The organism is Streptomyces sp. ISL-36 (assembly GCF_018614205.1).
In the GTDB taxonomy this organism is placed as follows: Bacteria; Actinomycetota; Actinomycetes; order Streptomycetales; family Streptomycetaceae; genus Streptomyces.
In genome coordinates this window covers 45,819-72,793 of the sequence record NZ_JAGGOS010000053.1, presented here as the reverse complement: position 1 = coordinate 72,793, position 26,975 = coordinate 45,819, and the positions used below count along the sequence as shown (strand labels likewise).

Below are 26,975 nucleotides of genomic sequence, written 5' to 3'. Positions count from 1 at the left end.
GGCAGAACGCCCGCCAGGGCGTTCGCTCTGGGCGGTGCCCCCCGGCCGCCAGTTATCTGGACATGGCCAAGGTGCTGCAGGCCGCGAAGGACTCGGGTGCGGACGCGATCCACCCCGGTTACGGATTCCTTTCGGAGAACGCCGACTTCGCCCAGGCCGTGATCGATGCCGGGCTGACCTGGATCGGCCCGCCGCCGCAGGCCATCCGCGACCTCGGTGACAAGGTCGCCGCCCGCCACATCGCCCAGCGCGCCGGCGCGCCGCTGGTCGCCGGCACCCCCGACCCCGTCTCCGGGGCCGAGGAGGTCGTCGCCTTCGCCCGGGAACACGGCCTGCCGATCGCGATCAAGGCCGCCTTCGGCGGCGGCGGACGCGGCCTGAAGGTCGCCCGCACCCTCGAAGAAGTCCCCGAGCTGTACGACTCCGCCGTCCGCGAGGCCGTGGCCGCCTTCGGCCGCGGCGAATGCTTCGTCGAGCGCTACCTCGACCGGCCCCGCCACGTCGAGACCCAGTGCCTGGCCGACACCCACGGCAACGTCGTCGTCGTCTCCACCCGCGACTGCTCCCTCCAGCGACGCCACCAGAAACTCGTCGAGGAAGCCCCCGCACCGTTCCTGTCCCAGGAGCAGAACGCCGAGCTGTACGCCGCGTCCAAGGCCATCCTGAAGGAAGCCGGCTACGTCGGCGCCGGCACGGTGGAGTTCCTCGTCGGCACCGACGGCACCATCTCCTTCCTCGAGGTCAACACCCGCCTCCAGGTCGAACACCCCGTCACCGAAGAAGTCACCGGCATCGACCTGGTCCGCGAGATGTTCCGCATCGCCGACGGCGAGGAACTCGGCTACGGCGACCCCGCCGTACGCGGACACTCCTTCGAGTTCCGCATCAACGGCGAGGACCCCGGCCGCGGCTTCCTGCCCGCCCCCGGCACCGTCACCACCTTCCAGGCCCCCACCGGCCCCGGCGTCCGCCTCGACGCCGGCGTCGAGTCCGGCTCCGTCATCGGCCCCGCCTGGGACTCCCTCCTGGCCAAACTCATCGTCACCGGCGCCACCCGCGAACAGGCCCTCCAGCGCGCCGCCCGCGCGCTCGCCGAGTTCAAGGTCGAGGGCATGGCCACCGCCATCCCCTTCCACCGGGCCGTCGTCACCGACCCCGCCTTCACCGCCGACCCGTTCCGCGTCCACACCCGCTGGATCGAGACCGAGTTCGTCAACGACATCAAGCCCTTCGCCCCCGCCGGCACCGAGGACGACGAGGACGAGACCGGCCGCGAGACCATCGTCGTCGAGGTCGGCGGCAAACGCCTCGAAGTCTCCCTGCCCTCCAGCCTCGGCATGACCCTGGCCCGCACCGGACTCGCCGCCGGCGCCAAGCCCAAGCGACGCGCCGCGAAGAAGTCCGGCCCCACCGCATCCGGCGACACCCTCGCCTCCCCCATGCAGGGCACCATCGTCAAGGTCGCCGTCGAAGAAGGCCAGCACGTCGAAGAAGGCGAACTCATCGTCGTCCTCGAAGCCATGAAGATGGAACAACCCCTCAACGCCCACCGCGCCGGCACCATCAAGGGCCTCACCGCCGAAGTCGGCGCCTCCATCACCTCCGGCGCACCCATCTGCGAAATCAAGGACTGACCAGCACCACAGGTACGGTACGAAGGGCCCGCAGGCGCACACCGCCTGCGGGCCCTTCGTCGACAGGAACGGGAGTCCCATGCGCGCCGACGCGCGCCGCAACCACGAGCGGCTGCTGAGCGAGGCACGTACCGCGTTCGCCGAGCACGGCACGGACGCCTCGCTGGAGGATGTCGCCCGTCGCGCGGGCGTCGGCATCGGCACGCTCTACCGGCACTTCCCGAACCGGGACGCGTTGATGAGCGCGGTCTTCCAGGAGGCTCTGTCCGCCCTCCTCCAGCGCTCCCGTGAACTCGCGGGGGCGAGCGAGCCGTGCCGGGCGCTCGTCGAGTGGCTGCGCGCTCTGATCACCCACGCGGGCGAGTACCGCGGGCTCGCGCATGCGCTGATGTCGGCCTCGGACGACGAGAGTTCGGCGCTGGCGCGGTGCAGCGTGCCGTTGCGCGCGGCCGGCGAGGTTCTGCTCTCCCGGGCCCAGGAGGCCGGGGCGGTCCGTACGGACGTGTCGATCCGGGACCTGATGCAGCTCACCAACGCGATCGGGCTCGCCGCGGAACAGTCCCCGCAGGACGAGGACTTGGCGGACCGGCTGCTCTCCCTGACCCTGCGAGGTCTGAAGGTGTAGGGGTCCCCCGGGATCAGCGGCGCCGCAGGTCGGCGACGCGCGCGGTGCGTTCCGGGGGAAGGGCGTCGCCGGCCAGGGAGGCGGCGGGGCCCCGGAACTGACCGGCCGGATGTCTGGCCGCCCGCTGCCCCGGAAGCGGGACGTCACGGCGGGGCCGGCCGCCCGGGGGGACCGCCTCCCCGCCCACGCCCGTCCCCGGGCCGCTCCCGGTCCCCGCGCCCGTCCCGGCCACGGCGATCTGGACACCCTGGTCGGCCAAGGCCTGGAGCTCCGTCGCGGCCCGGTCGTCGTGCGCCGGGGGCTCGTCGGTGACCAGTCGGGTGATCACGTCCGTGGGCACCGTCTGGAACATGGTGTCCGTGCCGAGCTTGGTGTGGTCGGCCAGGACCACGACCTCCGCCGCCGCCTGCACCAGTGCCCGGTCCACGCTCGCCGAGAGCATGTTGGACGTGGACAGGCCGCGTTCGGCGGTCAGACCGCTGCCCGAGAGGAAGGCACGGGAGACCCGGAGCCCCTGGAGGGACTGCTCGGCCCCGCTGCCCACCAGCGCGTAGTTCGAGCCGCGCAGCGTGCCGCCGGTCATGACGACCTCGACCCGGTTGGCGTGGGCGAGCGCCTGGGCGACGAGCAGGGAGTTGGTGACCACGGTGAGACCGGGCACGCGGGCGAGCCGGCGGGCCAGCTCCTGCGTGGTCGTCCCGGCGCCGACGACGATGGCCTCGCCCTCTTCGACGAGGCTCGCGGCCACGTCGGCGATGGCGGTCTTCTCCGCGGTCGCGAGATGGGATTTCTGCGGGAAGCCGGACTCTCGCGTGAACCCGCCCGGTAGCACCGCACCGCCGTGCCGGCGGTCGAGGAGTCCTTCTGCCTCCAGTGCCCGCACGTCTCGCCGTACGGTCACTTCTGAGGTCTGGACGACGCGGGCGAGCTCACGGAGCGACACGGCCCCGTTGGCGCGCACCATTTCGAGGATCAACTGACGACGTTCTGCAGCGAACACGAAACTGACAGTAACCTGAGCGACCGACCCTTTTCAGCACTCTGGGCCGAATTGCAGAAGATGCGCACAGACGGGGCCTCCAAGTGATATGGGAGGCCCCGTCGTTGTTCGCTCTATGCCCCTGGTTGCCGGGGGTTGTCCAGATCTTCCCAGGCGGGAGGGCGGGTCACGCCTCGCCCGCGGCCTTTCGGGTGTGCAACTGCCGTGCCACTTCGGCGATCGAGCCCGACAGGGAGGGGTACACGGTGAAAGCGTTTGCGATCTGTTCGACCGTCAGATTGTTGTCGACCGCGATCGAGATCGGGTGGATCAGCTCGCTCGCCTTCGGGGCGACGACACAGCCGCCGACCACGATCCCGGTGCCCGGACGGCAGAAGATCTTGACGAAGCCGTCCCGGATGCCCTGCATCTTCGCGCGCGGGTTGCGCAGCAGCGGCAGCTTGACCACCCGGGCGTCGATCTTGTCCGCGTCCACGTCCGCCTGCGTGTAGCCGACGGTCGCGATCTCCGGGTCGGTGAAGACGTTGGAGGAGACCGTCTTCAGGTTCAGCGGGGCCACGGCGTCGCCGAGGAAGTGGTACATCGCGATCCGGCCCTGCATCGCCGCGACCGACGCCAGCGCGAAGACACCGGTGACGTCACCGGCCGCGTAGACGCCGGGGGCGGAGGTCCGCGAGACCCGGTCGGTCCAGATGTGGCCCGAGTCCTTCAGCCGGACCCCGGCCTCCTCCAGACCCATTCCGGCGGAGTTCGGGATCGCGCCGACCGCCATCAGGCAGTGGGTGCCGGAGATGACCCGGCCGTCGGCCAGGGTGACCTCGACACGGTCGCCGACCCGCTTGGCGGACTCGGCGCGGGAGCGGGCCATGACGTTCATGCCGCGGCGGCGGAAGACGTCCTCCAGGACGGCGGCGGCGTCCGGGTCCTCGCCCGGGAGCACCCGGTCGCGGGAGGAGACCAGCGTGACGCGGGAGCCGAGGGCCTGGTAGGCGCCGGCGAACTCGGCGCCGGTGACACCGGAGCCGACCACGATGAGCTCCTCGGGGAGCTCCTTGAGGTCGTAGACCTGGGTCCAGTTCAGGATCCGCTCGCCGTCGGGCTGGGCGTCCGGCAGCTCGCGCGGGTGGCCACCGGTCGCGATCAGCACCGCGTCGGCGGTCAGCGCCTCCTCGGAGCCGTCCGCGGCGGTCACGATCACCTGGCGGGAACCGTCGACGGCCTGCCGGCCGGACAGCCGGCCGCGGCCGCGCAGCACGCGCGCGCCGGCCCGGGTGACGGAGGCGGTGATGTCGTGGGACTGGGCGAGCGCCAGGCGCTTCACCCGTCGGTTGACCTTGCCGAGGTCGACGCCGACCACACGGGCGGCCTGCTCCACGTGCGGGGTGTCGTCGGCCACGATGATGCCGAGCTCCTCGTACGAGGAGTCGAAGGTGGTCATCACCTCGGCCGTGGCGATGAGGGTCTTCGAGGGAACACAGTCGGTCAGGACGGACGCGCCGCCGAGGCCGTCGCAGTCGACGACGGTCACCTCCGCGCCGAGTTGGGCGCCCACCAGGGCCGCCTCGTATCCGCCGGGTCCGCCGCCGATGATCACGATCCGGGTCACGTGGGTTACGCCTCGCGCTCTCGTTCTGCCGGGGGGTCCCCCGCTGGGCTGCAGTGCGTACGCCATTGTCCCGCACGCTTCAAGTGCGTACCCCATTGTCCCGTACGCGCGGCGCGGGTTCTCGTCGGGGCCTCGGTACGGCCTCCACCGCCGCCCCCGTCACGTACTTCCGCGTGCACCCCGTCCCCTCCCGTACCCTCGATCCCATGTCGCTCTACGCCGCGTACGCCGGCAACCTCGACGCGCGGCTCATGACCCGCCGCGCCCCGCACTCTCCGCTGCGTGGCACCGGCTGGCTCAACGGCTGGCGGCTGACCTTCGGCGGGGAGCAGATGGGCTGGGAGGGAGCGCTGGCCACGATCGTGGAGGCGCCGCGCTCCCAGGTCTTCGTCGCGCTGTACGACATCGCGCCGATGGACGAGGACTCGATGGACCGCTGGGAGGGCGTCGGCCTCGACATCTACCGCCGGATGCGGGTGCGGGTGCACACCCTGGACGGCGAGGAGCCGGTGTGGCTGTACGTGCTGAACGCCTACGAGGGCGGGCTGCCGTCGGCGCGCTACCTGGGCGAGATCGCGGACGCGGCCGAGTCTGCCGGAGCGCCGCACGACTACGTGATGGAGCTGCGCAAGCGGCCCTGTTAGCCGCCGCCGACGCCGTCCGCGGCGCGGATACGGCACATGCGGCGACTCGCACCGGTATGCGCCCGTCGGAAGACATCGCACCGGCCCGGCTACGCCATTCGTCGGAAACGACAAGACAACGATCGCATGTCCGTCAGCATCGTCATCTACGCGCGTAGGCAATCTCGGGCTACGCTTCTGCGCGTATGAAATCCGTCCGGGGCTCCCCTCGGACCCACCCTCCCCGAGGCGAGAGAGTCAGTGAACGCAACTGCCACCCCGTACGAGGCCGCCGAGGCCGCTGCCGCCCGTCTGCGCGAGCTGACCGGAGTCGAGAGCCACGACGTCGCCCTGGTCATGGGCTCCGGCTGGGCGCCGGCCGTCGACGCGCTCGGTGCTCCGGAGGCCGAGTTCCCGGTCACCGAGCTGCCCGGTTTCCCGCCGCCGGCCGTCGAGGGCCACGGTGGAAAGGTCCGCTCGTACAAGATCGGCGAGAAGCGCGCGCTCGTCTTCCTGGGCCGCACCCACTTCTACGAGGGCCGGGGCGTCGCCTCCGTCGCCCACGGTGTGCGCACCGCCGTCGCCGCCGGCTGCAAGACCGTCGTCCTGACCAACGGCTGCGGCGGTCTGCGCGAGGGCATGCGCCCCGGCCAGCCGGTCCTGATCAGCGACCACATCAACCTCACCGCCGCCTCCCCGATCGTCGGCGCGAACTTCGTGGACCTCACCGACGTGTACTCGCCGCGGCTGCGCGCGCTGTGCAAGGAGGTCGACGAGACCCTCGAAGAGGGCGTGTACGTGCAGTTCCCCGGCCCGCACTACGAGACCCCGGCCGAGATCAACATGGTCCGGGTCATGGGCGGCGACCTGGTCGGCATGTCCACCGTCCTGGAGGCCATCGCGGCCCGTGAGGCCGGCGCCGAGGTGCTGGGCATCTCCCTCGTCACCAACCTGGCGGCGGGCCTCTCGGGCGAGCCGCTGAACCACGAGGAGGTCCTCCAGGCGGGCCGCGACTCGGCCGCCCGCATGGGCGAGCTGCTCACCCGGGTGCTCGACCGGATCTGACGGCGCCTTTCGACGCCACCGGGGTACGGGTACGAGGACGTACCCGTACCCCGACCCGTACGACAGCAGAGAGGCACACACCGTGACGCAGGACCTCATCGCCCGGGCCCGGACGTGGCTCGACGAGGATCCCGACAGTGAGACCCGCGAGGAGCTCGCCGCGCTCCTGGAGGCCGATGACGCCGACGCGACCGCCGAGCTCGCGGCCCGGTTCAGCGGCACGCTGCAGTTCGGTACGGCCGGGCTGCGCGGCGAGCTGGGCGCCGGGCCGATGCGGATGAACCGCTCGGTCGTCATCCGCGCCGCCGCCGGACTCGCCGCCTATCTCAAGGCCAAGGGTCGGGCCGGTGGCCTGGTCGTCATCGGCTACGACGCCCGCTACAAGTCGGCCGACTTCGCGCGCGACACCGCCGCCGTCATGACCGGCGCGGGACTGCGCGCCGCCCTGCTGCCCCGCCCGCTGCCGACGCCGGTCCTCGCGTTCGCCATAAGGCACCTGGGCGCCGTCGCCGGTGTCGAGGTCACCGCCAGTCACAACCCGCCGCGCGACAACGGCTACAAGGTCTACCTCGGCGACGGCTCGCAGATCGTGCCGCCGGCCGACGCCGAGATCGCCGCCGAGATCGCCGCGGTCCGCTCGCTGAACGACGTGCCCCGGCCGTCGGAAGGCTGGCAGACCCTCGGCGACGAGGTCCTGGAGGCCTACCTGGCCCGTACGGACGCCGTCCTGACCGCCGGCTCCGCGCGCACCGTCCGGACCGTCTACACCGCCATGCACGGCGTCGGCAAGGAGGTCCTGACGGCCGCCTTCGCCCGCGCCGGCTTCCCGGCGCCGGCGCTCGTCGCCGAGCAGGCCGAGCCGGACCCGGCCTTCCCCACGGTCGCCTTCCCCAACCCGGAGGAGCCGGGCGCCATGGACCTCGCCTTCGAGGCCGCCCGCGCAGTGGACCCCGACATCGTCATCGCCAACGACCCGGACGCCGACCGCTGCGCGGTGGCCGTGCCGGACGGCACGGTCGAGGGCGGCTGGCGGATGCTGCGCGGCGACGAGGTCGGCGCGCTGCTCGCCGCCCACCTGGTCCACAAGGGGGCCCGGGGCGTGTTCGCCGAGTCGATCGTCTCGTCCTCGCTGCTCGGCCGGATCGCCGGGGCGGCCGGGGTGGGCCACGAGGAGACCCTGACCGGCTTCAAGTGGATCGCCCGGGTCGAGGGTCTGCGGTACGGCTACGAGGAGGCCCTGGGCTACTGCGTCGACCCCGAGGGCGTCCGCGACAAGGACGGCATCACCGCCGCGCTGCTCGTCGCCGAGCTGGCCTCGGAGCTGAAGGAGAAGGACCGTACGCTGACGGACCTCCTCGACGACCTGGCGGTCGCCCACGGGCTGCACGCCACGGACCAGCTGTCGGTGCGTGTCGAGGACCTGAGCGTCATCGCGAACGCGATGAGCGCGCTGCGCGAGCGTCCGCCGGTCTCGCTGGCCGGGCTGACGGTCACCACGGCGGAGGACCTCACCAAGGGCACGGAGTCGCTGCCCCCGACGGACGGTCTGCGCTACTACCTGGAGGGCGACCACAAGGCCCGGGTCATCGTGCGCCCGAGCGGCACCGAGCCCAAGCTCAAGTGCTACCTGGAGGTCGTCGTCCCGGTCGCCGACGCGAGCGAGCTGTCGACGGCCCGCGCGAAGGGCGCCGAGATCCTCGCCGCGATCAAGCGGGACCTGTCGGCGGCGGCCGGTCTCTGAACCACCCGGCCGCCCGAGCGGCCTGTCGAGGGGCCCGTACGGAATCGTTTCCGTACGGGCCCCTCGCCGCTTTCCCTAACGGGTGAATTCCGTACGGCAACGGATGCAACACGCGTCCCGCGATCAGGTGGCCCACGCCAGGGTGACCCGGTATCCCGCCGCACACTGGAGCCGCCCCCGTGCCCCCGGTCCTGACCGCCCGACCGACCGTTCCCGCTTCGCGGCGGCCTCCGTCCCCCCGCGGCGAGGGGCTTCCGGAGCGGGTGCGCGGCAGGCTGCGGCACGCGGCCCCCGCCCTCCTCGGCTATCTGGCGGTACGGCTCCTGGCGCTCGCCGTCCTGGCCCGCTGGACGCACCTCAAGGGCCACGGCCTCTGGCCCGTGCTCGCCACCGACTGGGACTCCCGCTGGTACCTGGGGATCGCCGACGCCGGGTACGGCTACGAGCCGGGCCTCGACGGCGGGCCGGACTTCGGTGCCGACGCGCCCGGCGGGCCCGCCGGCCCCCGCAACCTGGCGTTCTTCCCGCTCTACCCGGCCCTCGTCAAAGCGGTCGCGGCCGTCACCCCGGGCTCGCGCGCCTCCGTCGGCCTGGTGCTCGCGGTGCTCTGCTCACTGATCGCCGCCTGGGGCGTCTTCGCGATCGGCGACCGGCTGCACGGGCGCCGGGCGGGGACGGTCCTCGCGGTGCTGTGGGGCTCGCTGCCGGTCGCCGCCGTCCAGTGGATGGGCTACACGGAGTCGCTGTTCACCGCGCTCGCCGCCTGGGCGCTGTACACGGTCCTGGACAAGCGCTGGGCCTGGGCGGCCGGCCTCGCCGTCGGAGCGGGGCTGACCCGCCCAACGGGTGTCGCGGTGGCGGCGGCGGTGACCGTCGCCGGGCTGCTCGCCGCCCGGCGCGGCAGCCGGCCGGCCGTGGCCGCCGCTCTCATCGCCCCGCTGGGCTGGCTGGGCTACGTCGGCTGGGTGGGGCTGCGGCTTGACCGCTGGGACGGCTACTTCGCCATCCAGAAGGCGTGGGGCAACGAGTGGGACGGCGGCGCGGTCACCCTGCGGAAGCTGCGTGCCCATCTGGTCTACGCCGAGGATCCGAAGCTGTTCCTGGTCATGGTCTCGCTGGTGCTGATCGTCTCGGCGGGGCTGTTCACGCTCTGTCTGGCCGACCGCCAGCCGCTGCCCCTGCTGGTCTTCTCGGGGGTGCTGCTCCTGGTCGTCCTCGGCAGCGGCGGTGTCTACTTCCCTCGCGCCCGCTTCCTGCTGCCCGGCTTCCCCCTGCTGCTGCCCCCGGCGCTCGCGCTCTGCCGGGCCCGCCGGCCCGTGGCGGTCCTGGTGCTCGCCGGGGCGGCGCTTTCCTCGGCCTGGCTGGGCGGTCACATGCTCCTGGTCTGGCAGGGCCCGCCGTGAGCCGGCAGTCGTCCCGGCCCACGGCTGTGGACCGGCAGTCGTCCCGGCCCGCGGCCCACCGTGAGCCGGGAGTGTCCCGGCCCGGCCGGTCAGCGGGTGGCCAGCATGATCACCAGCAGGACGAGCCCCGCCACCGCCGGGGCGATGATCTCGTAGGCCCACCGCACCCGCGGCTCGCCCTGGGCCCCCGGCTCCGCCGCGCGGCGCTCGGCCAGGTCGCGGAGGTCGGTGACCGTCTGGTCGGCCGGGGCGAGGCGGGACGGGTCGTTCACGTCCACGTGGACGGAGGTGCGGCCGTGCGGGTCGTCCTGGGCCGCGCGCGTCTGGCGCCGGGCCGCCCGCTTGCGCTGGCGCAGGGAGACGGGGACGGCCCAGAGCTGGTACTTGGTCCCCTCGCGGGTGAGGACCTCGCTGGAGTACCCGGCGCGGACGTCGGCGACCGCCGCCCAGGGCAGGGTGATGTTGCGGAAGGGGTTGCGGATCTTGATCCGGTCGTCGTTCGCGTACACCGCGGGCCGGATCGTGAACGCCACGACGAGCGGCACCACGAACAGCAGGGCCGCCAGGGCCACCCACGGCGTGCGGCCCTCGCCCCGGACCATCGCGTCGCCGCAGAACCAGACGGCGAGGGCGATCAGCAGGACACCGCCCGCGATCCCGAGGGGCGAACGGAAGACACGGTCGGCGTACGCGGGCTCGGAGGGCGGCTGGGGGCTCGTCATACCGCCGATTCTGCCTCAGCGGCCCGGGCGCGGCTCAGGCGGCTCGGGTGACCATGTCGGCGTAGAGAACGATGTTGTCGGGGCGGTGGCCGTCGACCAGCTCGCCGCCGCACGGCGGCCGTGAAAGCGGTCACGTCGAGGTGTCCGGGATCGCGGGACTGTACAGGTCGCTACGCGCGTAGATATGCTCGACTGGTGACCATGCCCACCACTGCATCCGCAGCACCTGCATTCGCCGACGTGACCGCGTCCGACGGTGCGCTGCGCCGCTTCCTCCACGGGCTGCCCGGCGTCGACGCCGTGGGCCTGGAAGCACGCGCCGCGTCCCTCGGCACCCGCTCGATCAAGACCACGGCCAAGGCGTACGCCATCGACCTGGCCATCTCCATGATCGACCTGACGACGCTCGAGGGAGCGGACACCCCGGGCAAGGTCCGGGCGCTCGCCGCCAAGGCCGTCAACCCCGATCCGACCGACCGTACGACCCCGACGACCGCCGCGGTCTGCGTCTACCCCGACATGGTGGCCACCGCCAAGGCCGCCGTCGCGGGCTCCGACGTCAAGGTCGCCTCCGTCGCCACCGCCTTCCCGGCCGGGCGCGCCGCGCTCCCCGTGAAGCTCGCGGACACCCGTGACGCGATCGCCGCCGGCGCCGACGAGATCGACATGGTCATCGACCGTGGCGCCTTCCTCGCCGGCCACTACCTGGAGGTCTTCGAGCAGATCTCCGCGGTCAAGGCGGAGTGCGGCGACAGGGCCCGCCTCAAGGTCATCTTCGAGACCGGCGAGCTCTCCACGTACGACAACATCCGCCGCGCCTCCTGGCTCGGCATGATGGCCGGCGCGGACTTCATCAAGACCTCGACCGGCAAGGTCGCGGTCAACGCCACCCCGGCCAACACGCTGCTGATGCTGGAGGCCGTGCGCGACTTCCGCGCGCAGACCGGTGTCCAGATCGGCGTGAAGCCGGCCGGCGGCATCCGCAACACCAAGGAAGCCATCAAGTTCCTGGTCCTGGTCAACGAGACCGTCGGCGAGGACTGGCTGGACAACCACTGGTTCCGCTTCGGTGCCTCCAGCCTGCTCAACGACCTGCTGATGCAGCGTCAGAAGCTGGCGACCGGCCGTTACTCCGGCCCCGATTACGTGACGGTGGACTGATCATCATGGCATCTGCATTCGAGTACGCTCCCGCGCCCGAGTCGCGGTCCGTCGTCGACATCGCCCCGTCGTACGGCCTGTTCATCGACGGCGAGTTCGTCGAGGCGGCCGACGGCAAGGTCTTCAAGACCGTCTCCCCCGCCACCGAGGAAGTCCTCGCCGAGGTCGCCCAGGCCGGCGCCGAGGACGTCGACCGCGCGGTGAAGGCGGCGCGGAAGGCGTTCGAGAAGTGGTCGGCGCTGCCCGGTTCCGAGCGCGCCAAGTACCTCTTCCGCATCGCCCGGATCATCCAGGAGCGCAGCCGCGAGCTGGCCGTCCTGGAGACCCTGGACAACGGCAAGCCGATCAAGGAGACCCGCGACGCGGACCTCCCCCTGGTCGCCGCGCACTTCTTCTACTACGCGGGCTGGGCCGACAAGCTCGACCACGCCGGCTACGGCGCGAACCCGCGCCCGCTGGGCGTGGCCGGCCAGGTCATCCCGTGGAACTTCCCGCTGCTGATGCTGGCGTGGAAGATCGCCCCGGCGCTCGCGACCGGCAACACGGTCGTCCTGAAGCCCGCCGAGACCACCCCGCTCTCCGCCCTGTTCTTCGCGGACATCTGCCGCCAGGCCGGGCTGCCCAGGGGTGTCGTCAACATCCTCCCCGGTTACGGGGACACCGGCGCCGCGCTCGTCGAGCACCCGGACGTCAACAAGGTGGCCTTCACCGGCTCCACCGCCGTCGGCAAGTCCATCGCGCGCTCGGTCGCCGGCACGGACAAGAAGCTCACCCTCGAACTGGGCGGCAAGGGCGCCAACATCGTCTTCGACGACGCGCCCATCGACCAGGCCGTCGAGGGCATCGTCACCGGCATCTTCTTCAACCAGGGCCAGGTCTGCTGCGCGGGCTCCCGCCTGCTGGTCCAGGAGTCGATCCAGGACGAGCTGCTCGACAGCCTGAAGCGGAGGCTCTCGACCCTCCGCCTCGGCGACCCGCTGGACAAGAACACCGACATCGGCGCCATCAACTCGGCCGAGCAGCTCTCCCGTATCACCGCACTGGTGGACAAGGGCGAGGCGGAGGGCGCCGAGCGCTGGTCCCCGGCGTGCGAGCTGCCCTCGGCCGGCTACTGGTTCGCGCCGACGCTCTTCACCAACGTCACCCAGGCGCACACCATCGCCCGCGACGAGATCTTCGGCCCGGTCCTGTCCGTGCTGACCTTCCGTACCCCGGACGAGGCGGTCGCCAAGGCCAACAACAGCCAGTACGGCCTGTCGGCGGGCATCTGGACGGAGAAGGGCTCGCGGATCCTGGCCGTGGCCAACAAGCTCCGGGCGGGTGTCGTCTGGGCCAACACGTTCAACAAGTTCGACCCGACCTCGCCCTTCGGCGGTTACAAGGAGTCGGGCTTCGGCCGCGAGGGCGGTCGCCACGGCCTGGAGGCTTACCTCGATGTCTGATCGACTCTCGGTCTTCAAGACCTACAAGCTGTACGTGGGCGGGAAGTTCCCGCGTTCCGAAAGCGGCCGGGTGTACGAAGTGACCGACTCCAAGGGCAAGTGGCTGGCGAACGCGCCGCTCTCCTCCCGCAAGGACGCCCGTGACGCGGTCGTCGCCGCGCGCAAGGCGTTCGGCGGCTGGTCGGGCGCGACGGCGTACAACCGGGGCCAGATCCTCTACCGCGTCGCGGAGATGCTGGAGGGCCGCCGGGACCAGTTCGTCGCCGAGGTGGCGGAGGCGGAGGGCCTGTCGAAGTCCAAGGCCGCGGTGGTCGTGGACGCGGCGATCGACCGCTGGGTCTGGTACGCCGGCTGGACGGACAAGATCGCCCAGATCGTGGGTGGCGCGAACCCGGTCGCGGGCCCGTTCTTCAACCTCTCCACCCCGGAACCGACCGGTGTCGTGACGGTCGTGGCGCCCCAGGAGTCGTCGTTCCTCGGCCTGGTGTCGGTGATCGCCCCGGTGATCGCGACGGGCAACACGGCCGTGGTGATCGCGAGCGAGAAGGCGCCGCTGCCCGCCCTGTCCCTGGGCGAGGTGCTCGCCACCTCCGACCTGCCGGGCGGTGTCGTCAACATCCTGTCCGGCAAGGCGTCGGAGATGGGCCCGCACCTCGCGGCCCACCAGGACGTCAACGCGATCGACCTGACGGGCGCGGACACGGATCTCGCGCGCGAGCTGGAGATCGCGGCGGCGGACAACCTCAAGCGTGTCCTGCGCCCCCGCGCGGAGGACTTCGCGGAGTCCCCCGGCACGGACCGCCTGACGGCCTTCCTGGAGACCAAGACGGTCTGGCACCCGACGGGTTCGCTGGGCGCGTCCGGCTCGGCGTACTAGCCCCTACGAGCCATCAGAGCGACGGCCCCCGGGGAGGAACCGGGGGCCGTCGCCGTCTCGGCCGCGTTCCACAGCCCGGCCAGGGGGTGTCTCGCGGATCGGGCAAGAGACCCCTAGGCAGGAAGAAGGCCCTGCGACAGCGGACCGGCCATGGGCAGATCGGCCAGGATCCCGCCCTTCGTGGCGTGGTCCTTCACCAGGTCCGCGCCCACCTGCTGGCCCTCGGCAACCCGGCTGTCCATGCCCTTGTCGAGCGGGCCGACCCCGGTGTCCGCCGGCGGGTCGAGGTGGAGTCGCGTCAGCGGGCCCACGCTGTGACCGGCGCCGTCGACCAGGCCCTGTCCGGCCTCGACCGCGTCGCTGCCGGCGAGCGTGCTCACCGGCGCAGGCAGCGGTGCCGGGACCGCCGGGGCCGCCGGGGCCGCCGCGGAGCCCAGGCCGAACACCGCGGCCCCCGCCGCCGTCGCGGTCAGCCCGGCCTTCAGCAGCGCGCTGCGGCGGGGGGTCCTGGGTTGTGCGTGACGCGCCATGGGAGTCCTTCGACCTTCGGTGACGGGGGCGGCACCGAGCGTAGTTGAGGTGTGACGCTCGATACCAACCCCTTCCCCCGGGGTCCCCTGCACGGGGGAATGCTTCACACTGGTGTCCCGTGAGTTCCCAACCGATCCCGACACGTGTCGTCCTGCTCGCGGGCCCCTCCGGCTCCGGCAAGTCGTCCCTCGCCGCCATCACCGGCCTCCCGGTCCTGCGGCTCGACGACTTCTACAAGGAGAGCGACGACCCGACGCTCCCGCTGGTGGCGGGCAGCGCCGACATCGACTGGGACTCGCCGCTGTCCTGGGACGCCGACGCCGCCGTCGCGGCGATCGTCGAACTGTGCCGCACGGGCCGGACGGACGTCCCCGTGTACGACATCGCCACCAGCGCGCGCGTCGGCCGCGAGCGGCTGGACATCGAGCGGACGCCGCTGTTCGTCGCGGAGGGCATCTTCGCCGCGGACATCGTGGAGCGCTGCCAGGAGCTCGGCGTGCTCGCCGACGCGCTGTGCCTGCGGGGCCGCCCCTCGACGACGTTCCGCCGCCGGCTCCTGCGCGATCTGCGGGAGGGCCGCAAGTCGGTCCCGTTCCTGCTCCGCCGCGGCTGGCGCCTGATGCGCGCCGAGCGCTCCATCGTCGCCCGCCACGCGTCCCTCGGCGCCCACCCCTGCGCCAAGGACGAGGCCCTGGGCCGCCTCGCCGCCGCGGCGGCGGGCCGCCATCGCGCCCCGGCGGTCCGTTCCTGACGGACGCCAAACGCGGGCCGTACAAGCCCCCCCGGCTTGTCCGACCCGCGCCTGTTCCCCCGTAACCCCGTACGTCCCCCGTGCTTTCCCCCGTACCTTCAGGCCACCAGCTCGCCGAAGGACTCCTCCTCGTCACGGCCGAAGCTCAGGACATCGTCCTCACGCATCCGGCGCAGGGAGCGCCAGATGCTCGACTTCACCGTGCCGACACTGATGTCCAGGATCTCCGCGATCTCCGGATCCGTACGGCCCTCGTAGTAGCGCAGCACCAGCATCGTGCGCTGGAGCTCGGGCAGGCGGGCCAGCGCCTGCCACAGCACGGCCCGCAGCTCGGTCCCGCGCATCGCGTCCGTGTCGCCCGCCGTCTCCGGCAGTTCCTCCGTCGGGTACTCGTTGAGCTTCCGCCGGCGCCAGGCGCTGATGTGCAGGTTCGTCATGGTGCGGCGCAGGTAGCCGCCGACCGCTGCCTTGTCGCTGATCCTGTCCCAGGCGCGGTACGTCGAGAACAGCGCGCTCTGGAGCAGGTCCTCGGCCTCGAAGCGGTCGCCGGTGAGGTGGTAGGCGGTGGCGTACAGGGAGGCGCGGCGCTCCTGGACGTAGGCGGTGAACGCCGCTTCGGCGTCCCCCGTCTCCGGCCGCGACTGCCGCTCCCCCGTGACCTCCCCGTACGCCGCTCCCCCGTCAGCCACAGCGACCATGTACGGCGCCTTGTGCTGACGCCCGACGCTGCGAACGCACCCCCGCCCGTTCACCGCGCCGGACTTCTCCGCGCTCCGTACGACGTCGTGGAGACGCGTGACTACTGCGCTCGAGTTGGTGCTGTGCAGTGCGTTCATCTCGCGCCCCCCGTCGGTTGGAGTCTGCTTCGGTCCGTGTGCCAAGAAGCTTGCCCCGCCCACTTCATCGCGGTGTCCGCCGACTGTCACAGCCGTGTCACAGGGGCGGGTGCGGCCGTCCAGTCGATCTCCGGTGGCCGCATGGGACAGAATGGCGCCGTGCCTTTCCTGTTGCTGATCGAGGACGACGACGCCATCCGCACGGCCCTCGAGCTCTCCCTGTCTCGCCAGGGCCACCGAGTGGCCACCGCGGCGACGGGCGAGGACGGCCTGCAGCTGCTCCGCGAGCAGCGCCCCGACCTGGTCGTGCTGGACGTGATGCTGCCCGGGATCGACGGCTTCGAGGTGTGCCGGCGCATCCGGCGCACCGACCAGCTGCCGATCATCCTGCTGACCGCGCGCAGCGACGACATCGACGTGGTCGTCGGCCTGGAGTCGGGGGCGGACGACTACGTGGTCAAGCCCGTCCAGGGGCGGGTCCTCGACGCGCGGATCCGGGCCGTGCTGCGGCGCGGCGAGCGGGAGTCCACGGACTCGGCGACCTTCGGCTCGCTCGTCATCGACCGTTCGGCGATGACGGTGACGAAGAACGGTGAGGACCTGCAGCTCACACCGACCGAGCTGCGGCTGCTCCTGGAGCTCAGCCGGCGCCCCGGACAGGCGCTGTCGCGTCAGCAGTTGCTGCGCCTGGTGTGGGAGCACGACTACCTGGGCGACTCGCGTCTGGTGGACGCCTGTGTCCAGCGGCTGCGCGCCAAGGTGGAGGACGTGCCGTCCTCGCCCACCCTGATCCGTACCGTGCGCGGAGTCGGCTACCGGCTGGACGTCCCTGCGTGAGAAGAGGGATGTTCGCCGGGCTGCGCTTCACCAGCCTGCGGCTGCGACTGGTCGTCGTCTTCGCCCTGGTCGCGCTCACCGCCGCCGTGTCGGCCTCCGGGATCGCGTACTGGCTGAACCGTGAGGCGGTCCTCACCCGGACCCAGGACGGGGCGCTGGGCGACTTCCGGCAGGAGATGCAGAACCGGGCCGCGACCCTGCCGCTGCGCCCCACCGAGGAGGATCTGCGGCGCACCGCCGAGCAGATGGCGAGCGGCAGCGCCGGGTACAGCGTGCTGCTGCTCGGGGAGCGGGACGAGGGCAAGCCGATCATCGGAGCCTCCAACCCGGACACCTTCACGCTGGCGGACGTGCCGCGCGCGCTGCAGGAGCAGGTGGAGACCGAGCGGGCCGTCACGGAGACCAACGCCCATCCGTACCACCTGTTCTGGCAGCGGACGCAACGCGGCAGGACGCCGTATCTGGTCGGCGGGACGAAGATCGACGGCGGCGGTCCGACCGGATACATGTTCAAGTCACTGGAGGCCGAGCGCGCTGATCTGAACTCGCTCGCCTGGTCCTTGGGGATCGCGACGGCGCTCGCGCTCGTCGGCTCCGCGCTGCTCGCGCAGGCCGCCGCCACGACCGTCCTGCGGCCGGTGCACCGGCTCGGCGAGGCGGCCCGGCAGCTCGGCGAGGGGAAGCTCGACACCCGGCTGCGGGTCTCCGGCACCGACGAACTGGCCGAACTGTCACGGACGTTCAACAGCGCCGCCGAGTCCCTGCAGAAGAAGGTCGCGGACATGAGCGCGCGGGAGGAGTCCAGCCGGCGTTTCGTCGCCGACATGTCCCACGAGCTGCGCACGCCGCTGACCGCGCTGACGGCCGTGACGGAGGTCCTGGAGGACGAGCAGGACTCCCTCGACCCGATGATCGCGCCGGCCGTGGCGCTCGTGGTGAGCGAGACGCGGCGCCTGAACGACCTGGTGGAGAACCTGATGGAGGTGACCCGGTTCGACGCGGGCACCGCACGGCTCGTCCTCGACGACGTCGACGTCGCCGACCAGGTCACCGCGTGCATCGACGCGCGGGCCTGGCTGGACGCGGTGGAACTGGACGCCGAGCGCGGGATCATGGCGCGGCTGGACCCGCGCCGCCTCGACGTGATCCTGGCGAACCTGATCGGCAACGCGCTCAAGCACGGCGGTTCGCCGGTGCGGGTGGCCATCCGTACGGAAGGCCAGGAGCTGGTGATCGAGGTGCGCGACCACGGTCCCGGTATCCCGGAGGAGGTCCTGCCGCACGTCTTCGACCGGTTCTACAAGGCGAGCGCGTCCCGGCCCCGGTCGGAGGGCAGCGGTCTGGGTCTGTCGATCGCCATGGAGAACGCGCTGATCCACGGCGGTTCGATCACCGCCGCGAACTCGCCCGACGGCGACGGCGCGGTGTTCGTGCTGCGGCTGCCGCAGGACGCCGAGGCCACGGAGGACGGCGAGCAGGGCGAGGTGGAGGAGAGTTGAGCCGACTTCACCGTACGGGAGTGATGGCGGCGGCCCTGGTGGTGGCCGCGCTCGCCTCGGGATGCGGGATCCGGACGACATCGGTGCCCGTGGACGCGGGACCGGCCCCTTCGCGGGTGCCGTGCGACGTCTCCGGCGAGGAGGTCGCCACCCGGACGACGGGGATCGCGGTCCGGGTGTTCCTGGTCTGCGGTTCGCAGTTGGACGCGGTGGACCGCCGCTCGCCGCTGCAGGAGGAGAAGGCGAACGGGGATCCGGTGCGGACCGCGTCGGCCCTGCTCGCGCAGTTGCAGAGCGAGCCGTCGGAGAGCGAGCAGCGGGCCGGTTTCTCCACGGCCGTCAAGGGCCCGCTGAGCGTGCTCGGCGGACGCGGGGGCGACCCGGCGGACACGCTGCGGCTGAGCAGGCAGCCGGAGGATCTGACGGCGACCGCGCTGTCGCAGATCGTCTGCACCTTCGCGGAGAGCTCGGTCGGCGCGGGGGACGACTCAGTGGTGCTCGGCGGTCCGGGCGGCTATCCGCCCCGCCGCTACCGGTGCACCACCGAGGTGAGGCAGCGGCCCGACGCGGCCGTCCCCGCGGAGGCCGCTCCTAAGGCCGCCCCGAAGGCCGCTCCGAAGCCTTCGGCCTCCTGAGCCGGACTGTCGTGAAAGGCGGCGGAACCGATTCCGGCTCGGTGCGCGTCTTGGGGGGCGTGCAGCGTCAAGGTTCGGGCGGCAGTGCCGCCGTGGTCGTCCGCGTGGCGGGGTTCGCCCTCCTCCTCGCGCATCTGCTCCTCGTCGCCTGGGTGACGCTCCGCCCACTCGACGTGGCCTGGGTGACGGCGCCGAACCTGACCCCACTGGCCGGGATCAAGGCGGATCTGGCGCTCGGCCCGGCCGAGGCGGCCCGGCGGATCGGCGAGGGGCTGCTGCTCCTCGCTCCGCTCGGCGTCCTGCTGCCGATGGCCGACGGGCGGCTGTACGTGTCGCCGTGGGCGTCGCTGGCCCGTACCGTCGCGGCCGGGGCGCTGGTGTCGCTCGCCGTGGAACTCCTGCAGACCGCCGTGCCCGGCCAGGTCGTGGACGTGGACTCGCTCCTCCTGAACACCGCCGGGGTCGCGCTGGCCCATCTGCTCGTGGTGCCCGCGGGGCGGGCGCGGCTGCGCCGCGGGAGGGACGCGGGGACGGGCCGGTCCTCCTCGGGGACCAGGAGGGGCCGGGGTTCCGCCCTGCTGCGGGACGAGGGTTCTCAGGGGGCCACCCCGACGATTCCCAGGGTCGGGATCGCCCCGTAGACCGACGCTTTGTCCCCCGCCCCGGGCGAGTATGGAGTCATCGGGAGCCCGGAGGAACGGCTCTCGGGACACCTCTTCCGAAGGAGCCCACCATGGCCGCACTTGCCCGCCCCCGTGACGGACGCATGATCGGCGGAGTGTGCGCAGCGCTGGCACGGCGCTTCGGCACCTCGGCCACCACCATGCGGGTCGTCTTCCTCGTCTCCTGCCTGCTGCCCGGTCCGCAGATCCTGCTGTATCTGGCGCTGTGGCTGCTGCTGCCGGCCGAGAAGCCGGCGAGCGCGGCCTGGTAGTCCGCCGCGGACACGCGCGAGGGCGCCCACCCCTGCCCGGGGTGGGCGCCCTCGTGCCGTACGGGACCGTACGGAGGCTCAGAGGCCGAGGCCGCCCAGCGGCAGGCCGCCGAGGAGGCCGGTGGCCTGGCCGAGCGGGCCGCCGAGCGGGGCCGTGGCGCTGTCGAGCGGGAGGCTCTGGACGCGCTCGCCGACCTGGTCGACGCCCATTCCGAGGCCGCTCTGCCCGGCGCCGAGGGACTCCGCGGCGCCGGGGGGGAGCTCGGTGAGGCCGTCACCCAGCGGCAGGGTCTGGGTGACCAGGCCGAGCGCGTCCGGGGTGGCGGGCGCGATCGGGGCGGCGGAGGCCGTGCCGGCGGCGGCAGCGGCGAAAGCGGCACCGAGAGCGGCGACACCGAGCGTCTTGGCGGCAGACTGCTTCATCAGAAAATCACCCTTGGGGGTCTTGGAGCTCGGGAAAGCAGGGGAGTGCGGAAATGCAGAGCGGCTTTGCAAACTAGCCATCACGCGACGCTCCCGCAAACACCGAAATGCGGCCGGGTGCGCACTCCCGGCCGCGTCGGCCCCTCGCCGAAACGTCCCGTCAGTCCGTCGTCCGGGAAGACTCGCTGGTCGTGGCGGTCTGCTTGAACAGCCATTCGGACTTCAGCTCGGCGTATCCGGGCTTGATGACGTCGTTGATCATCGCGAGGCGTTCGTCGAAAGGAATGAACGCTGATTTCATCGCATTGACGGTGAACCACGCCATGTCATCGAGCGTGTAATCGAATGCCTCGGTCAGCAGCTCGAATTCCCGGCTCATGCTCGTGCCGCTCATGAGCCGGTTGTCGGTGTTGACGGTGGTCCGGAAATGGAGCCGGCGGAGCAGACCGATGGGGTGCTCGGCGATGGAGGACGCCGCGCCGGTCTGGAGGTTGGAGGTGGGGCACATCTCCAGCGGGATGCGCTTGTCCCGCACGTACGCGGCGAGCCGGCCGAGCTTCACCGAGCCGTCGTCGGCGACCTCGATGTCGTCGATGATGCGCACTCCGTGGCCCAGCCGGTCGGCACCGCACCACTGCAGCGCCTGCCAGATGGACGGCAGCCCGAAGGCCTCGCCGGCGTGGATGGTGAAGTGGTTGTTCTCCCGCTTGAGGTACTCGAAGGCGTCGAGGTGGCGGGTGGGCGGGTAGCCGGCCTCGGCGCCCGCGATGTCGAAGCCGACGACGCCGGAGTCGCGGTAGCGGTTGGCGAGTTCGGCGATCTCCAGGGCGCGGGCGGCGTGCCGCATCGCCGTCAGGAGCGCGCCCACCCGGATGCGGTGGCCGTTCGCCCTGGCCTGGCGCTCGCCTTCGCGGAAGCCCTCGTTGACCGCCTCGACGACCTCCTCGAGGGTGAGTCCGGCCTCCAGGTGCTGCTCGGGGGCGTAGCGCACCTCGGCGTAGACGACACCGTCCTCGGCGAGGTCCACGGCGCATTCGGCGGCGACGCGCACGAGGGCCTCGCGGGTCTGCATGACGGCGCAGGTGTGCGCGAAGGTCTCCAGATAGCGCTCCAGGGAGCCGGAGTCGGCGGCCTCGCGGAACCAGAGGCCCAGCTTGTGGGGCTCGGTCTCGGGGAGGTCGCCGTAGCCCTGGGCGAGGGCGAGGTCGATGATCGTGCCGGGGCGCAGTCCGCCGTCGAGGTGGTCGTGCAGGAGCACCTTCGGGGCGCGGCGGATCTGGTCCGTGGTGGGGACGTTCGGGATCTGGCTCGTCATTTTCGCACTGTAGCGCCTACGCGCGTAGAAGACGCCCTCTCCGCTCGCCTGTCGATACGTAACAGTGACCGCGCGTACGGATGGCGTACACCTCGGCTTCTGAGACTGTTCTGCCATGGCGTACTCCGCACTCGTAGGGACTGCCGGCAGCCGGACACCCCGGCTCGGACGGCCCGTCGGCGCATCGCACCCGGTCACAGCGGTGGGCGGGGTGGTCCTGCTCCTCCCGGACGGGCAGGTGACGTCCGCTCGGGGCGCCTCCGCCCTGGCCCACGCCTCGGTCCTGCCGCTGGGCCGGCGACTGGCCGGAGCCGGGCGCGGCGACGGCCTGGTCGTCCATGTCGTGCGCTACCGGGGGCGCGGCTGGAACGGCGCGGACGCGCAGTTGGCCGCCGACACGGCCTGGGCGGTGGCGGAGACGGTACGGCGCTACGGCGACGTCCCCGTCTGTCTGGCCGGCTACGGCATGGGCGCACGGGCCGCGTTGCGGGCGGCCGGGCACACGGCGGTCGACGCGGTCCTGGCGCTGGCACCCTGGCTGCCGGAGGACGACATGGCGGCGGAACCGGAGCCGGTGCGGCAGCTCGTGGGGCGCCGGGTGCTGATCGCGCACGGCACGAACGACGCGCGGGTCGACCCCGAGCTGTCCTACCGGCTGGCCGACCGGGCGAAGAAGTCGAACCGCGACACCTGCCGCTTCGAGGTCCACTCGGACGGCCACGCGCTGCGCCAGTACCGCGCCGAAGTCCACGCTCTGGCCGTGGACTTCGTCCTCGGCTCGCTCTTCGCCCGCCCCTACTCCCGCCCGGTCGCCGACGCGCTGGCGGCGCCGCCGCCGCTGGGCCTGCGGATGCCGCTCGCGGCGGGTTTCGGCGGCTCGCTGCGGCCGTGACCGCTCACTCCGGCAGCAGGGTCCCCCGCTTGCTCAGGAGGAACTTCTTGAAGGCCGCCACCGGCGCCGTGTCGGGGTGGCCGTCCAGCCAGGCGACGCCGATCTCGCGGACGGCGCGGGGCGCGGTCACGTTGAGCTCGACGACTCCGGGGCGCGGCACGGCCGGAGGGGGCAGCAGGGCGACGCCGAGACCGGCCGCGACCAGGCCGCGCAGGGTCTCGGCCTCCTCGCCCTCGAAGGCGACGCGGGGCTTGAACCCGGCCTCCGCGCACAGGTCGTCGGTGATGCGGCGCAGCCCGTAGCCGGGCTCCAGGGTCACGAAGGTCTCGTCGGCGGCCTCGGCGAGCCTGACCCGTCTGCGGGAGGCGAGCCGGTGGTCGTCGGGCACCACCAGCCGCAGACGTTGCTCGTCGATGCGGCGGGCGACCAGGTCGGGGGCGTCGGGGACCGGCGAGGTCAGGCACAGGTCGAGGTCGCCCGCGCGCAGGCGCTCGATCATCGCCTCGCCGTAGTTCTGGACCAGGGTGAACCGCACCCCGGGATGGTCGACGCGGAAGGCCCGGATGAGACCCGGCACCGTCTCGGAGCCCATGGTGTGCAGGAACCCGAAGGCCACCCGCCCCGCCGTGGGGTCCGCGTCGGCCCGTACGGAGTCCGCCGCGCGCTCCACCTCCGCGAGCGCCCGCTCGGCGGAGGCGAGGAAGGTCCGGCCGGCCGGGGTGAGCGACACGGTCCGTCCCCGGCGGGCGAAGAGGGCGACGCCCAGGTCCTGTTCGAGCCGGACCATGGCCCGCGAGAGCGTCGACTGCGGCACCCCCATCTCGGCCGCCGCCCGGGTCACATGCTCGTGCCGGGCCACCGCCGCGAAGTACGCGAGCCGCGGCGCCAGCAGCAGTCCCATGTCTTCTTCGTTACTGTTCGGTGACAGCCGACCCTGTGACCTGTACTCATGCACCATGGGAACGATTACAGCAGTTCCGTGCATTGGACGCATGAACATCGGCGGCCTACGTTCGAGGCATGCCTTCCGCCAGTACCAAGGCGGCCGCCACCAGCACGGCCGCCGACACCCGCCTCGCCCCCGGCGCCCCCGGCCACCGCCGCATGAGCTTCGCCCTCTTCGCCGCCGGACTCGCCGCCTTCGCGCTCCTCTACTCCACCCAGGCCCTCCTCCCCGCGATCTCGGCGGAGTTCGGCGCCACCGCGTCGGCCGCCTCCTGGACGGTCTCCGCCGCGACCGGCGCCCTCGCCCTCCTCGTCCTGCCGCTGAGCGCCCTCTCCGAGCGCTTCGGGCGGCGCACGATGATGACCGCCTCGCTCGCGGTCGCGGTCGTCGTCGGGCTCCTGGTCCCGTTCGCCCCCGACCTGAACTGGCTGATCGCCCTGCGGGCGGTCCAGGGCGCGGCGCTCGCGGGCCTGCCGGCCTCGGCGATGGCGTACCTGGCCGAGGAGGTGCGACCGAAGGCGCTGATCGCCGCGATCGGCCTCTTCGTCGCGGGCAACTCCCTCGGCGGCATGAGCGGCCGGATCGTCACCGGCTGGGCGGCCCAGCTGGGAGGCTGGCGCGCGGGGCTCCTCGCGGTCGGTCTGATGGCCGCGGTCTGCGCGGTGGTCTTCCGCCTGCTCATCCCGAAGGCCCGCCACTTCACCCCCGGCTCGCTCAACCCGAAGGCGGTCGCCCGGACCGTCCGCACGCACCTCTCGGACCCGCTGCTGATGCGCCTGTACGCGATCGGCGCCCTGTTCATGACGGTGTTCGGCGCCGTCTACACCGTCATCGGCTACCGCCTGGTCGAGGCGCCCTTCTCGCTCCCGCAGGGCGTGATCGGCTCGATCTTCCTGGTCTACCTCGTCGGTACGGTCTCCTCGGCCGCGGCCGGCCGGCTGGTCGGCCGCCTGGGCCGGCGCGGGGCGCTCTACCTCGCGGTCGGGACGACCGCGGCGGGCCTGCTGCTCTCGCTGGGCGACTCGCTCGCCGCCGTCCTGCTCGGTCTGGTCCTGATCACGGCCGGCTTCTTCGCCGGGCACGCGGTCGCCTCCTCCTCGGTGAGCCGTACGGCGAAGACCGGGCGGGCGCAGGCCTCGGCGCTGTACCAGTCCGCGTACTACCTCGGCAGCAGCGTGGGCGGCACGCTCGGCGCGGTCGCCTTCCACGCGGGCGGCTGGGCGGGCACGGTCCTGCTGGGCCTGGTCGCGGTCCTCGGCGTCGTGTCGATCACGCTGTACGGCACGCACAGCGCGCGTGTCGCCGCGCGGACCGAGGCCGGCCGCCTCCGGGTCCGTACCGCGCACTGAATCGATACCGGATCCGTACAACCGGTCCGCCTTCCCGGTCGTCATAAGGCGTAGGACTCGACGGGGAGTTGATGATCATGGGTGTCATACGGAAGCGGGCGGGGATCGTCCTCGGCATCACCTCGATGGTGGTGCCGTTGACGGTGGCCCTCGGCGCGTCACCGGCGCAGGCGGCGTCCTGCAACGTGACGACGGGGCCGTACCAGAAGCAGGTGGAGAAGTTCCTGGGGCGGACGGTGGACGGGCGGCAGTCGCTCGTCGACTGTCAGGCCATCCAGGCCTTCCAGCGCACGCACGGCATCACCCCGACGCAGGGGTACGCCGGTCCGCTGACCTGGCGGACGATGAGCACGATGCTGGCGCAGCGGGCGGCGGGCACCAACCCGAACAGGGCGGGGACGTGCCCGACGAACAAGGGCCGGATCGCCTGCGTCGACCTGACCCGCCAGCTGAGCTGGATCCAGGACGGCGCCCGGCTGAAGTACGGGCCGGTGCCGGTCCGTACGGGCAAGGACGGCACCGAGACCCGTACCGGCGCGAAGAAGATCTACTGGCGCAACATCAACCACTGGTCGACGATCTACCACGTGTCGATGCCCTACTCGCAGTTCTTCGACGGCGGGCAGGCCTTCCACTCCACCACCAAGTCCATGTGGAACCCCCCGGGCTCCGGCGGCTGCGTCAACATGCGCCCGGCGGACGCCAAGGCGTACTGGAACCTGCTCAGGAACGGCGACGACGTGTTCGTCTACGGGCGCAAGCCGGGAACCTGACCCCCGCTGTCGGTGGTCTGCGATAACTTCCCCTCATCGGCATCGCGTCGGTGCCGGTGAGGGGCGAGTGGGGTGGACCCGATGAGTGATCTGGCAACGGCCGGCGACCTGGATTCCCGGCTGGAGAAGTACCGCACCGAGCTGACCGGCTACTGCTACCGCATGCTCGGCTCGTCCTTCGAGGCGGAGGACGCCGTGCAGGACACGATGGTCCGCGCCTGGCGGTCCATCGACTCCTTCGAGGGCCGTTCCTCGCTGCGCTCCTGGCTCTACCGCATCGCCACCAACGTCTGCCTGGACTCGCTCAACGCGGGGAACAGGCGGGCCCGTCCGATGGATCTGACGGCGGCGACGCCGGTCGCGCAGGCGCAGTTGAACGCGCGGCCGGAGATCACCTGGCTGGAGCCGGTGCCGGACGGGCGGGTGCTGCCCTCGGTGGCCGATCCGGCGGACACGGCGGTCTCCCGCGAGACCGTACGGCTGGCGTTCGTCGCCGCCCTGCAGCATCTGCCGCCCAAGCAGCGGGCCGTGCTCATCCTGCGCGAGGTGCTGGCCTGGAAGGCGAGCGAGGTGGCCGAGCTGCTGGAGACCACGGTCGCCTCGGTCAACAGCGCGCTCCAGCGGGCGCGCGCGACCCTCGCCGAGAACGAGCCGGCGGCCTCGGATCCGGCGAACCCGCTCGACGACGAGCAGAAGGAGCTTCTGGAGCGCTATGTCGCGGCCTTCGAGGGCTACGACATGAAGGCGCTGACCGCGCTCCTGCACGAGGACGCGACGATGTCCATGCCGCCGTACGACCTGTGGCTGCGCGGCCACGACGACATCGTGGGCTGGATGCTCGGGGTCGGCGAGGTCTGCTCGGGTTCGAAGCTGGTGCCGACCGTGGCGAACGGCTCGCCGGCGTTCGCCCAGTACCACCCGGACCCGGAGGGCGGATACAGCCCGTGGGCGCTGATCGTCCTCGACATCCGCGACGGCATGATCGCCGGCATGGACTTCTTCCTGGACACCAAGCGGTGGTTCCCGATGTTCGACATGCCGGAGCGGCTCGAGGCGTAGTCACACGAGGTCCGCGAGGCCGACCAGATCGAGGAGGAGTCGCAGCTCGGCCCCGGCGCCCCGGAAGGTGAGCCGGTGGCCGAGCCGCCCGGCGGCGAGGCGCAGCCGCGCCAAGGCGTCCACGGCGGCGAGATCGGCGTGCACGAGCCCGCCGAGCTCGCAAACGACATCGGCGGGCGGCGCTCCTTCGAGCACGGCGCACAACCGGGCGACCTCGTCAGGGGTGGCCCGGGGGGCAAGGGTCAGTACGAGCGGTTGACTGGTGTCCACACCAAGGAGACCCCCGCAACGGGCGG

At 72.1% G+C, this 26,975-nt stretch carries 27 protein-coding genes and 1 pseudogene; 19 read left to right on the top strand and 9 right to left on the bottom strand.

The genetic code is table 11. The annotated features are described in order from the left end of the window. Both J7E93_RS14735 and J7E93_RS14730 read left to right on the top strand, forming a co-directional pair. Positions 1-1,634: pseudogene (locus J7E93_RS14735) on the top strand (biotin carboxylase N-terminal domain-containing protein); the annotation flags it as partial. A gap of 79 nt (positions 1,635-1,713) precedes the next feature. Continuing rightward, on the top strand, positions 1,714-2,259 hold the full coding sequence (locus J7E93_RS14730) for a TetR/AcrR family transcriptional regulator (protein ID WP_215069375.1): 546 nt from the start codon (positions 1,714-1,716) through the stop codon (positions 2,257-2,259). Positions 2,260-2,272: 13 nt separating this feature from the next. On the opposite strand, the gene J7E93_RS14725 is transcribed toward J7E93_RS14730, so the two are convergent. Both J7E93_RS14725 and J7E93_RS14720 read right to left on the bottom strand, forming a co-directional pair. Next, on the bottom strand, positions 2,273-3,223 hold the full coding sequence (locus tag J7E93_RS14725; protein WP_251066562.1) for a DeoR/GlpR family DNA-binding transcription regulator: 951 nt from the start codon (positions 3,221-3,223) through the stop codon (positions 2,273-2,275). A 202-nt stretch (positions 3,224-3,425) separates the two neighbouring features. Beyond that, entirely contained in the window at positions 3,426-4,865 is a 1,440-nt protein-coding gene (locus J7E93_RS14720) for an NAD(P)H-quinone dehydrogenase (protein ID WP_215069371.1), read from the bottom strand. 206 nt (positions 4,866-5,071) lie between these two features. Between J7E93_RS14720 and J7E93_RS14715 the strand changes: the two genes are divergently transcribed. From J7E93_RS14715 to J7E93_RS14700, 4 genes are all read left to right on the top strand, one after another. After that, a complete protein-coding gene (locus J7E93_RS14715) occupies positions 5,072-5,509 on the top strand; it encodes a gamma-glutamylcyclotransferase (protein ID WP_215069369.1) in 438 nt (145 codons plus the stop codon). Between the two features lie 240 nt (positions 5,510-5,749). Continuing rightward, on the top strand, positions 5,750-6,553 hold the full coding sequence (locus tag J7E93_RS14710) for a purine-nucleoside phosphorylase (RefSeq protein WP_215069367.1): 804 nt from the start codon (positions 5,750-5,752) through the stop codon (positions 6,551-6,553). Positions 6,554-6,635: 82 nt separating this feature from the next. Next, positions 6,636-8,294, top strand: a complete 1,659-nt coding sequence (locus J7E93_RS14705) for a phospho-sugar mutase (protein WP_215069365.1) — start codon at positions 6,636-6,638, stop codon at positions 8,292-8,294. 179 nt (positions 8,295-8,473) lie between these two features. Next, entirely contained in the window at positions 8,474-9,697 is a 1,224-nt protein-coding gene (locus tag J7E93_RS14700) for a glycosyltransferase family 39 protein (RefSeq protein WP_215069363.1), read from the top strand. Positions 9,698-9,786: 89 nt separating this feature from the next. Here the strand turns inward: J7E93_RS14700 and J7E93_RS14695 are convergent, their stop codons facing one another. Then, the gene (locus J7E93_RS14695; protein ID WP_215069362.1) at positions 9,787-10,419 is read right to left on the bottom strand and encodes a PH domain-containing protein; all 633 of its coding nucleotides are present in this window, start codon (positions 10,417-10,419) and stop codon (positions 9,787-9,789) included. A gap of 201 nt (positions 10,420-10,620) precedes the next feature. Here J7E93_RS14695 and deoC point away from each other — a divergent pair, with 201 nt between their 5' ends. The 3 genes from deoC to J7E93_RS14680 are packed head-to-tail and all read left to right on the top strand — an operon-like array spanning position 10,621 to position 13,899. Continuing rightward, a complete protein-coding gene (deoC, locus tag J7E93_RS14690) occupies positions 10,621-11,580 on the top strand; it encodes a deoxyribose-phosphate aldolase (RefSeq protein ID WP_215069360.1) in 960 nt (319 codons plus the stop codon). A gap of 5 nt (positions 11,581-11,585) precedes the next feature. Beyond that, positions 11,586-13,022, top strand: coding sequence for an aldehyde dehydrogenase family protein (locus J7E93_RS14685; RefSeq protein WP_215069358.1), 1,437 nt, complete (start codon positions 11,586-11,588; stop codon positions 13,020-13,022). Then, positions 13,015-13,899, top strand: coding sequence for an aldehyde dehydrogenase (locus J7E93_RS14680; RefSeq protein WP_215069356.1), 885 nt, complete (start codon positions 13,015-13,017; stop codon positions 13,897-13,899). Before J7E93_RS14685 ends, J7E93_RS14680 begins: the two co-directional genes overlap by 8 nt. 113 nt (positions 13,900-14,012) lie before the next feature. Here J7E93_RS14680 and J7E93_RS14675 read toward each other — a convergent pair whose 3' ends face one another. Further along, positions 14,013-14,429 carry a hypothetical protein gene (locus J7E93_RS14675; RefSeq protein WP_215069354.1) on the bottom strand — a complete coding sequence of 139 codons (417 nt, stop codon included), beginning with the start codon at positions 14,427-14,429 and terminating at the stop codon, positions 14,013-14,015. A gap of 119 nt (positions 14,430-14,548) precedes the next feature. On the opposite strand from J7E93_RS14675, the gene J7E93_RS14670 reads away from it, so the two are divergent. Next, positions 14,549-15,181, top strand: coding sequence for an ATP-binding protein (locus tag J7E93_RS14670; protein WP_308368594.1), 633 nt, complete (start codon positions 14,549-14,551; stop codon positions 15,179-15,181). 98 nt (positions 15,182-15,279) lie between these two features. Here the strand turns inward: J7E93_RS14670 and J7E93_RS14665 are convergent, their stop codons facing one another. Further along, positions 15,280-16,017, bottom strand: coding sequence for a SigE family RNA polymerase sigma factor (locus J7E93_RS14665; RefSeq protein ID WP_215069350.1), 738 nt, complete (start codon positions 16,015-16,017; stop codon positions 15,280-15,282). A 159-nt stretch (positions 16,018-16,176) separates the two neighbouring features. Here J7E93_RS14665 and afsQ1 point away from each other — a divergent pair, with 159 nt between their 5' ends. The 5 genes from afsQ1 (at position 16,177) to J7E93_RS14640 (ending at position 19,922) form a co-directional block, all read left to right on the top strand. Continuing rightward, positions 16,177-16,854, top strand: coding sequence for a two-component system response regulator AfsQ1 (afsQ1, locus tag J7E93_RS14660; protein ID WP_189600923.1), 678 nt, complete (start codon positions 16,177-16,179; stop codon positions 16,852-16,854). 8 nt (positions 16,855-16,862) lie between these two features. Further along, complete coding sequence (locus J7E93_RS14655; protein ID WP_215069348.1) at positions 16,863-18,353, top strand: HAMP domain-containing sensor histidine kinase; 1,491 nt, start codon at positions 16,863-16,865, stop codon at positions 18,351-18,353. Continuing rightward, positions 18,350-18,988, top strand: a complete 639-nt coding sequence (locus tag J7E93_RS14650) for a hypothetical protein (RefSeq protein WP_308368592.1) — start codon at positions 18,350-18,352, stop codon at positions 18,986-18,988. The genes J7E93_RS14655 and J7E93_RS14650 overlap by 4 nt, the downstream gene beginning before the upstream one ends. Before the next feature lie 59 nt (positions 18,989-19,047). Further along, a complete protein-coding gene (locus J7E93_RS14645; protein WP_215069346.1) occupies positions 19,048-19,629 on the top strand; it encodes a VanZ family protein in 582 nt (193 codons plus the stop codon). A gap of 92 nt (positions 19,630-19,721) precedes the next feature. Then, a complete protein-coding gene (locus J7E93_RS14640) occupies positions 19,722-19,922 on the top strand; it encodes a PspC domain-containing protein (RefSeq protein ID WP_215069344.1) in 201 nt (66 codons plus the stop codon). A 78-nt stretch (positions 19,923-20,000) separates the two neighbouring features. On the opposite strand, the gene J7E93_RS14635 is transcribed toward J7E93_RS14640, so the two are convergent. Continuing rightward, on the bottom strand, positions 20,001-20,345 hold the full coding sequence (locus J7E93_RS14635) for a hypothetical protein (RefSeq protein ID WP_215069342.1): 345 nt from the start codon (positions 20,343-20,345) through the stop codon (positions 20,001-20,003). 160 nt (positions 20,346-20,505) lie between these two features. Next, entirely contained in the window at positions 20,506-21,660 is a 1,155-nt protein-coding gene (locus tag J7E93_RS14630; RefSeq protein ID WP_215069340.1) for an adenosine deaminase, read from the bottom strand. A 115-nt stretch (positions 21,661-21,775) separates the two neighbouring features. Between J7E93_RS14630 and J7E93_RS14625 the strand changes: the two genes are divergently transcribed. Beyond that, complete coding sequence (locus J7E93_RS14625; protein ID WP_215069333.1) at positions 21,776-22,552, top strand: dienelactone hydrolase family protein; 777 nt, start codon at positions 21,776-21,778, stop codon at positions 22,550-22,552. A 4-nt stretch (positions 22,553-22,556) separates the two neighbouring features. Here J7E93_RS14625 and J7E93_RS14620 read toward each other — a convergent pair whose 3' ends face one another. Beyond that, on the bottom strand, positions 22,557-23,510 hold the full coding sequence (locus J7E93_RS14620; RefSeq protein ID WP_215069331.1) for a LysR family transcriptional regulator: 954 nt from the start codon (positions 23,508-23,510) through the stop codon (positions 22,557-22,559). Positions 23,511-23,572: 62 nt separating this feature from the next. Here J7E93_RS14620 and J7E93_RS14615 point away from each other — a divergent pair, with 62 nt between their 5' ends. From J7E93_RS14615 to J7E93_RS14605, 3 genes are all read left to right on the top strand, one after another. Continuing rightward, positions 23,573-24,847: an MFS transporter gene (locus J7E93_RS14615; RefSeq protein WP_215069329.1), complete on the top strand. Its 1,275-nt coding sequence runs from the start codon at positions 23,573-23,575 to the stop codon at positions 24,845-24,847. Positions 24,848-24,924: 77 nt separating this feature from the next. Next, on the top strand, positions 24,925-25,620 hold the full coding sequence (locus tag J7E93_RS14610) for a L,D-transpeptidase family protein (protein WP_215069328.1): 696 nt from the start codon (positions 24,925-24,927) through the stop codon (positions 25,618-25,620). A gap of 81 nt (positions 25,621-25,701) precedes the next feature. Beyond that, entirely contained in the window at positions 25,702-26,679 is a 978-nt protein-coding gene (locus J7E93_RS14605; protein ID WP_215069326.1) for a sigma-70 family RNA polymerase sigma factor, read from the top strand. On the opposite strand, the gene J7E93_RS14600 is transcribed toward J7E93_RS14605, so the two are convergent. Continuing rightward, a complete protein-coding gene (locus tag J7E93_RS14600; protein WP_308368587.1) occupies positions 26,680-26,949 on the bottom strand; it encodes an STAS domain-containing protein in 270 nt (89 codons plus the stop codon). It lies immediately after the preceding gene. Between the last annotated feature and the right edge of the window lie 26 nt (positions 26,950-26,975).

Excerpts from the sequence above, each read along its gene's own strand:
- J7E93_RS14730 (WP_215069375.1), top strand. The coding sequence starts at position 1,714 with ATGCGCGCCGACGCGCGCCGCAACCACGAGCGGCTGCTGAGCGAGGCA.
- J7E93_RS14725 (WP_251066562.1), bottom strand. The coding sequence starts at position 3,223 with ATGGTGCGCGCCAACGGGGCCGTGTCGCTCCGTGAGCTCGCCCGCGTC.
- J7E93_RS14715 (WP_215069369.1), top strand. The coding sequence starts at position 5,072 with ATGTCGCTCTACGCCGCGTACGCCGGCAACCTCGACGCGCGGCTCATG.
- J7E93_RS14695 (WP_215069362.1), bottom strand. The coding sequence starts at position 10,419 with ATGACGAGCCCCCAGCCGCCCTCCGAGCCCGCGTACGCCGACCGTGTC.
- deoC (WP_215069360.1), top strand. The coding sequence starts at position 10,621 with ATGCCCACCACTGCATCCGCAGCACCTGCATTCGCCGACGTGACCGCG.
- J7E93_RS14685 (WP_215069358.1), top strand. The coding sequence starts at position 11,586 with ATGGCATCTGCATTCGAGTACGCTCCCGCGCCCGAGTCGCGGTCCGTC.
- J7E93_RS14680 (WP_215069356.1), top strand. The coding sequence starts at position 13,015 with ATGTCTGATCGACTCTCGGTCTTCAAGACCTACAAGCTGTACGTGGGC.
- J7E93_RS14675 (WP_215069354.1), bottom strand. The coding sequence starts at position 14,429 with ATGGCGCGTCACGCACAACCCAGGACCCCCCGCCGCAGCGCGCTGCTG.
- J7E93_RS14665 (WP_215069350.1), bottom strand. The coding sequence starts at position 16,017 with ATGAACGCACTGCACAGCACCAACTCGAGCGCAGTAGTCACGCGTCTC.
- J7E93_RS14655 (WP_215069348.1), top strand. The coding sequence starts at position 16,863 with ATGTTCGCCGGGCTGCGCTTCACCAGCCTGCGGCTGCGACTGGTCGTC.
- J7E93_RS14640 (WP_215069344.1), top strand. The coding sequence starts at position 19,722 with ATGGCCGCACTTGCCCGCCCCCGTGACGGACGCATGATCGGCGGAGTG.
- J7E93_RS14635 (WP_215069342.1), bottom strand. The coding sequence starts at position 20,345 with ATGAAGCAGTCTGCCGCCAAGACGCTCGGTGTCGCCGCTCTCGGTGCC.
- J7E93_RS14630 (WP_215069340.1), bottom strand. The coding sequence starts at position 21,660 with ATGACGAGCCAGATCCCGAACGTCCCCACCACGGACCAGATCCGCCGC.
- J7E93_RS14625 (WP_215069333.1), top strand. The coding sequence starts at position 21,776 with ATGGCGTACTCCGCACTCGTAGGGACTGCCGGCAGCCGGACACCCCGG.
- J7E93_RS14620 (WP_215069331.1), bottom strand. The coding sequence starts at position 23,510 with ATGGTGCATGAGTACAGGTCACAGGGTCGGCTGTCACCGAACAGTAAC.
- J7E93_RS14615 (WP_215069329.1), top strand. The coding sequence starts at position 23,573 with ATGCCTTCCGCCAGTACCAAGGCGGCCGCCACCAGCACGGCCGCCGAC.
- J7E93_RS14610 (WP_215069328.1), top strand. The coding sequence starts at position 24,925 with ATGGGTGTCATACGGAAGCGGGCGGGGATCGTCCTCGGCATCACCTCG.
- J7E93_RS14605 (WP_215069326.1), top strand. The coding sequence starts at position 25,702 with ATGAGTGATCTGGCAACGGCCGGCGACCTGGATTCCCGGCTGGAGAAG.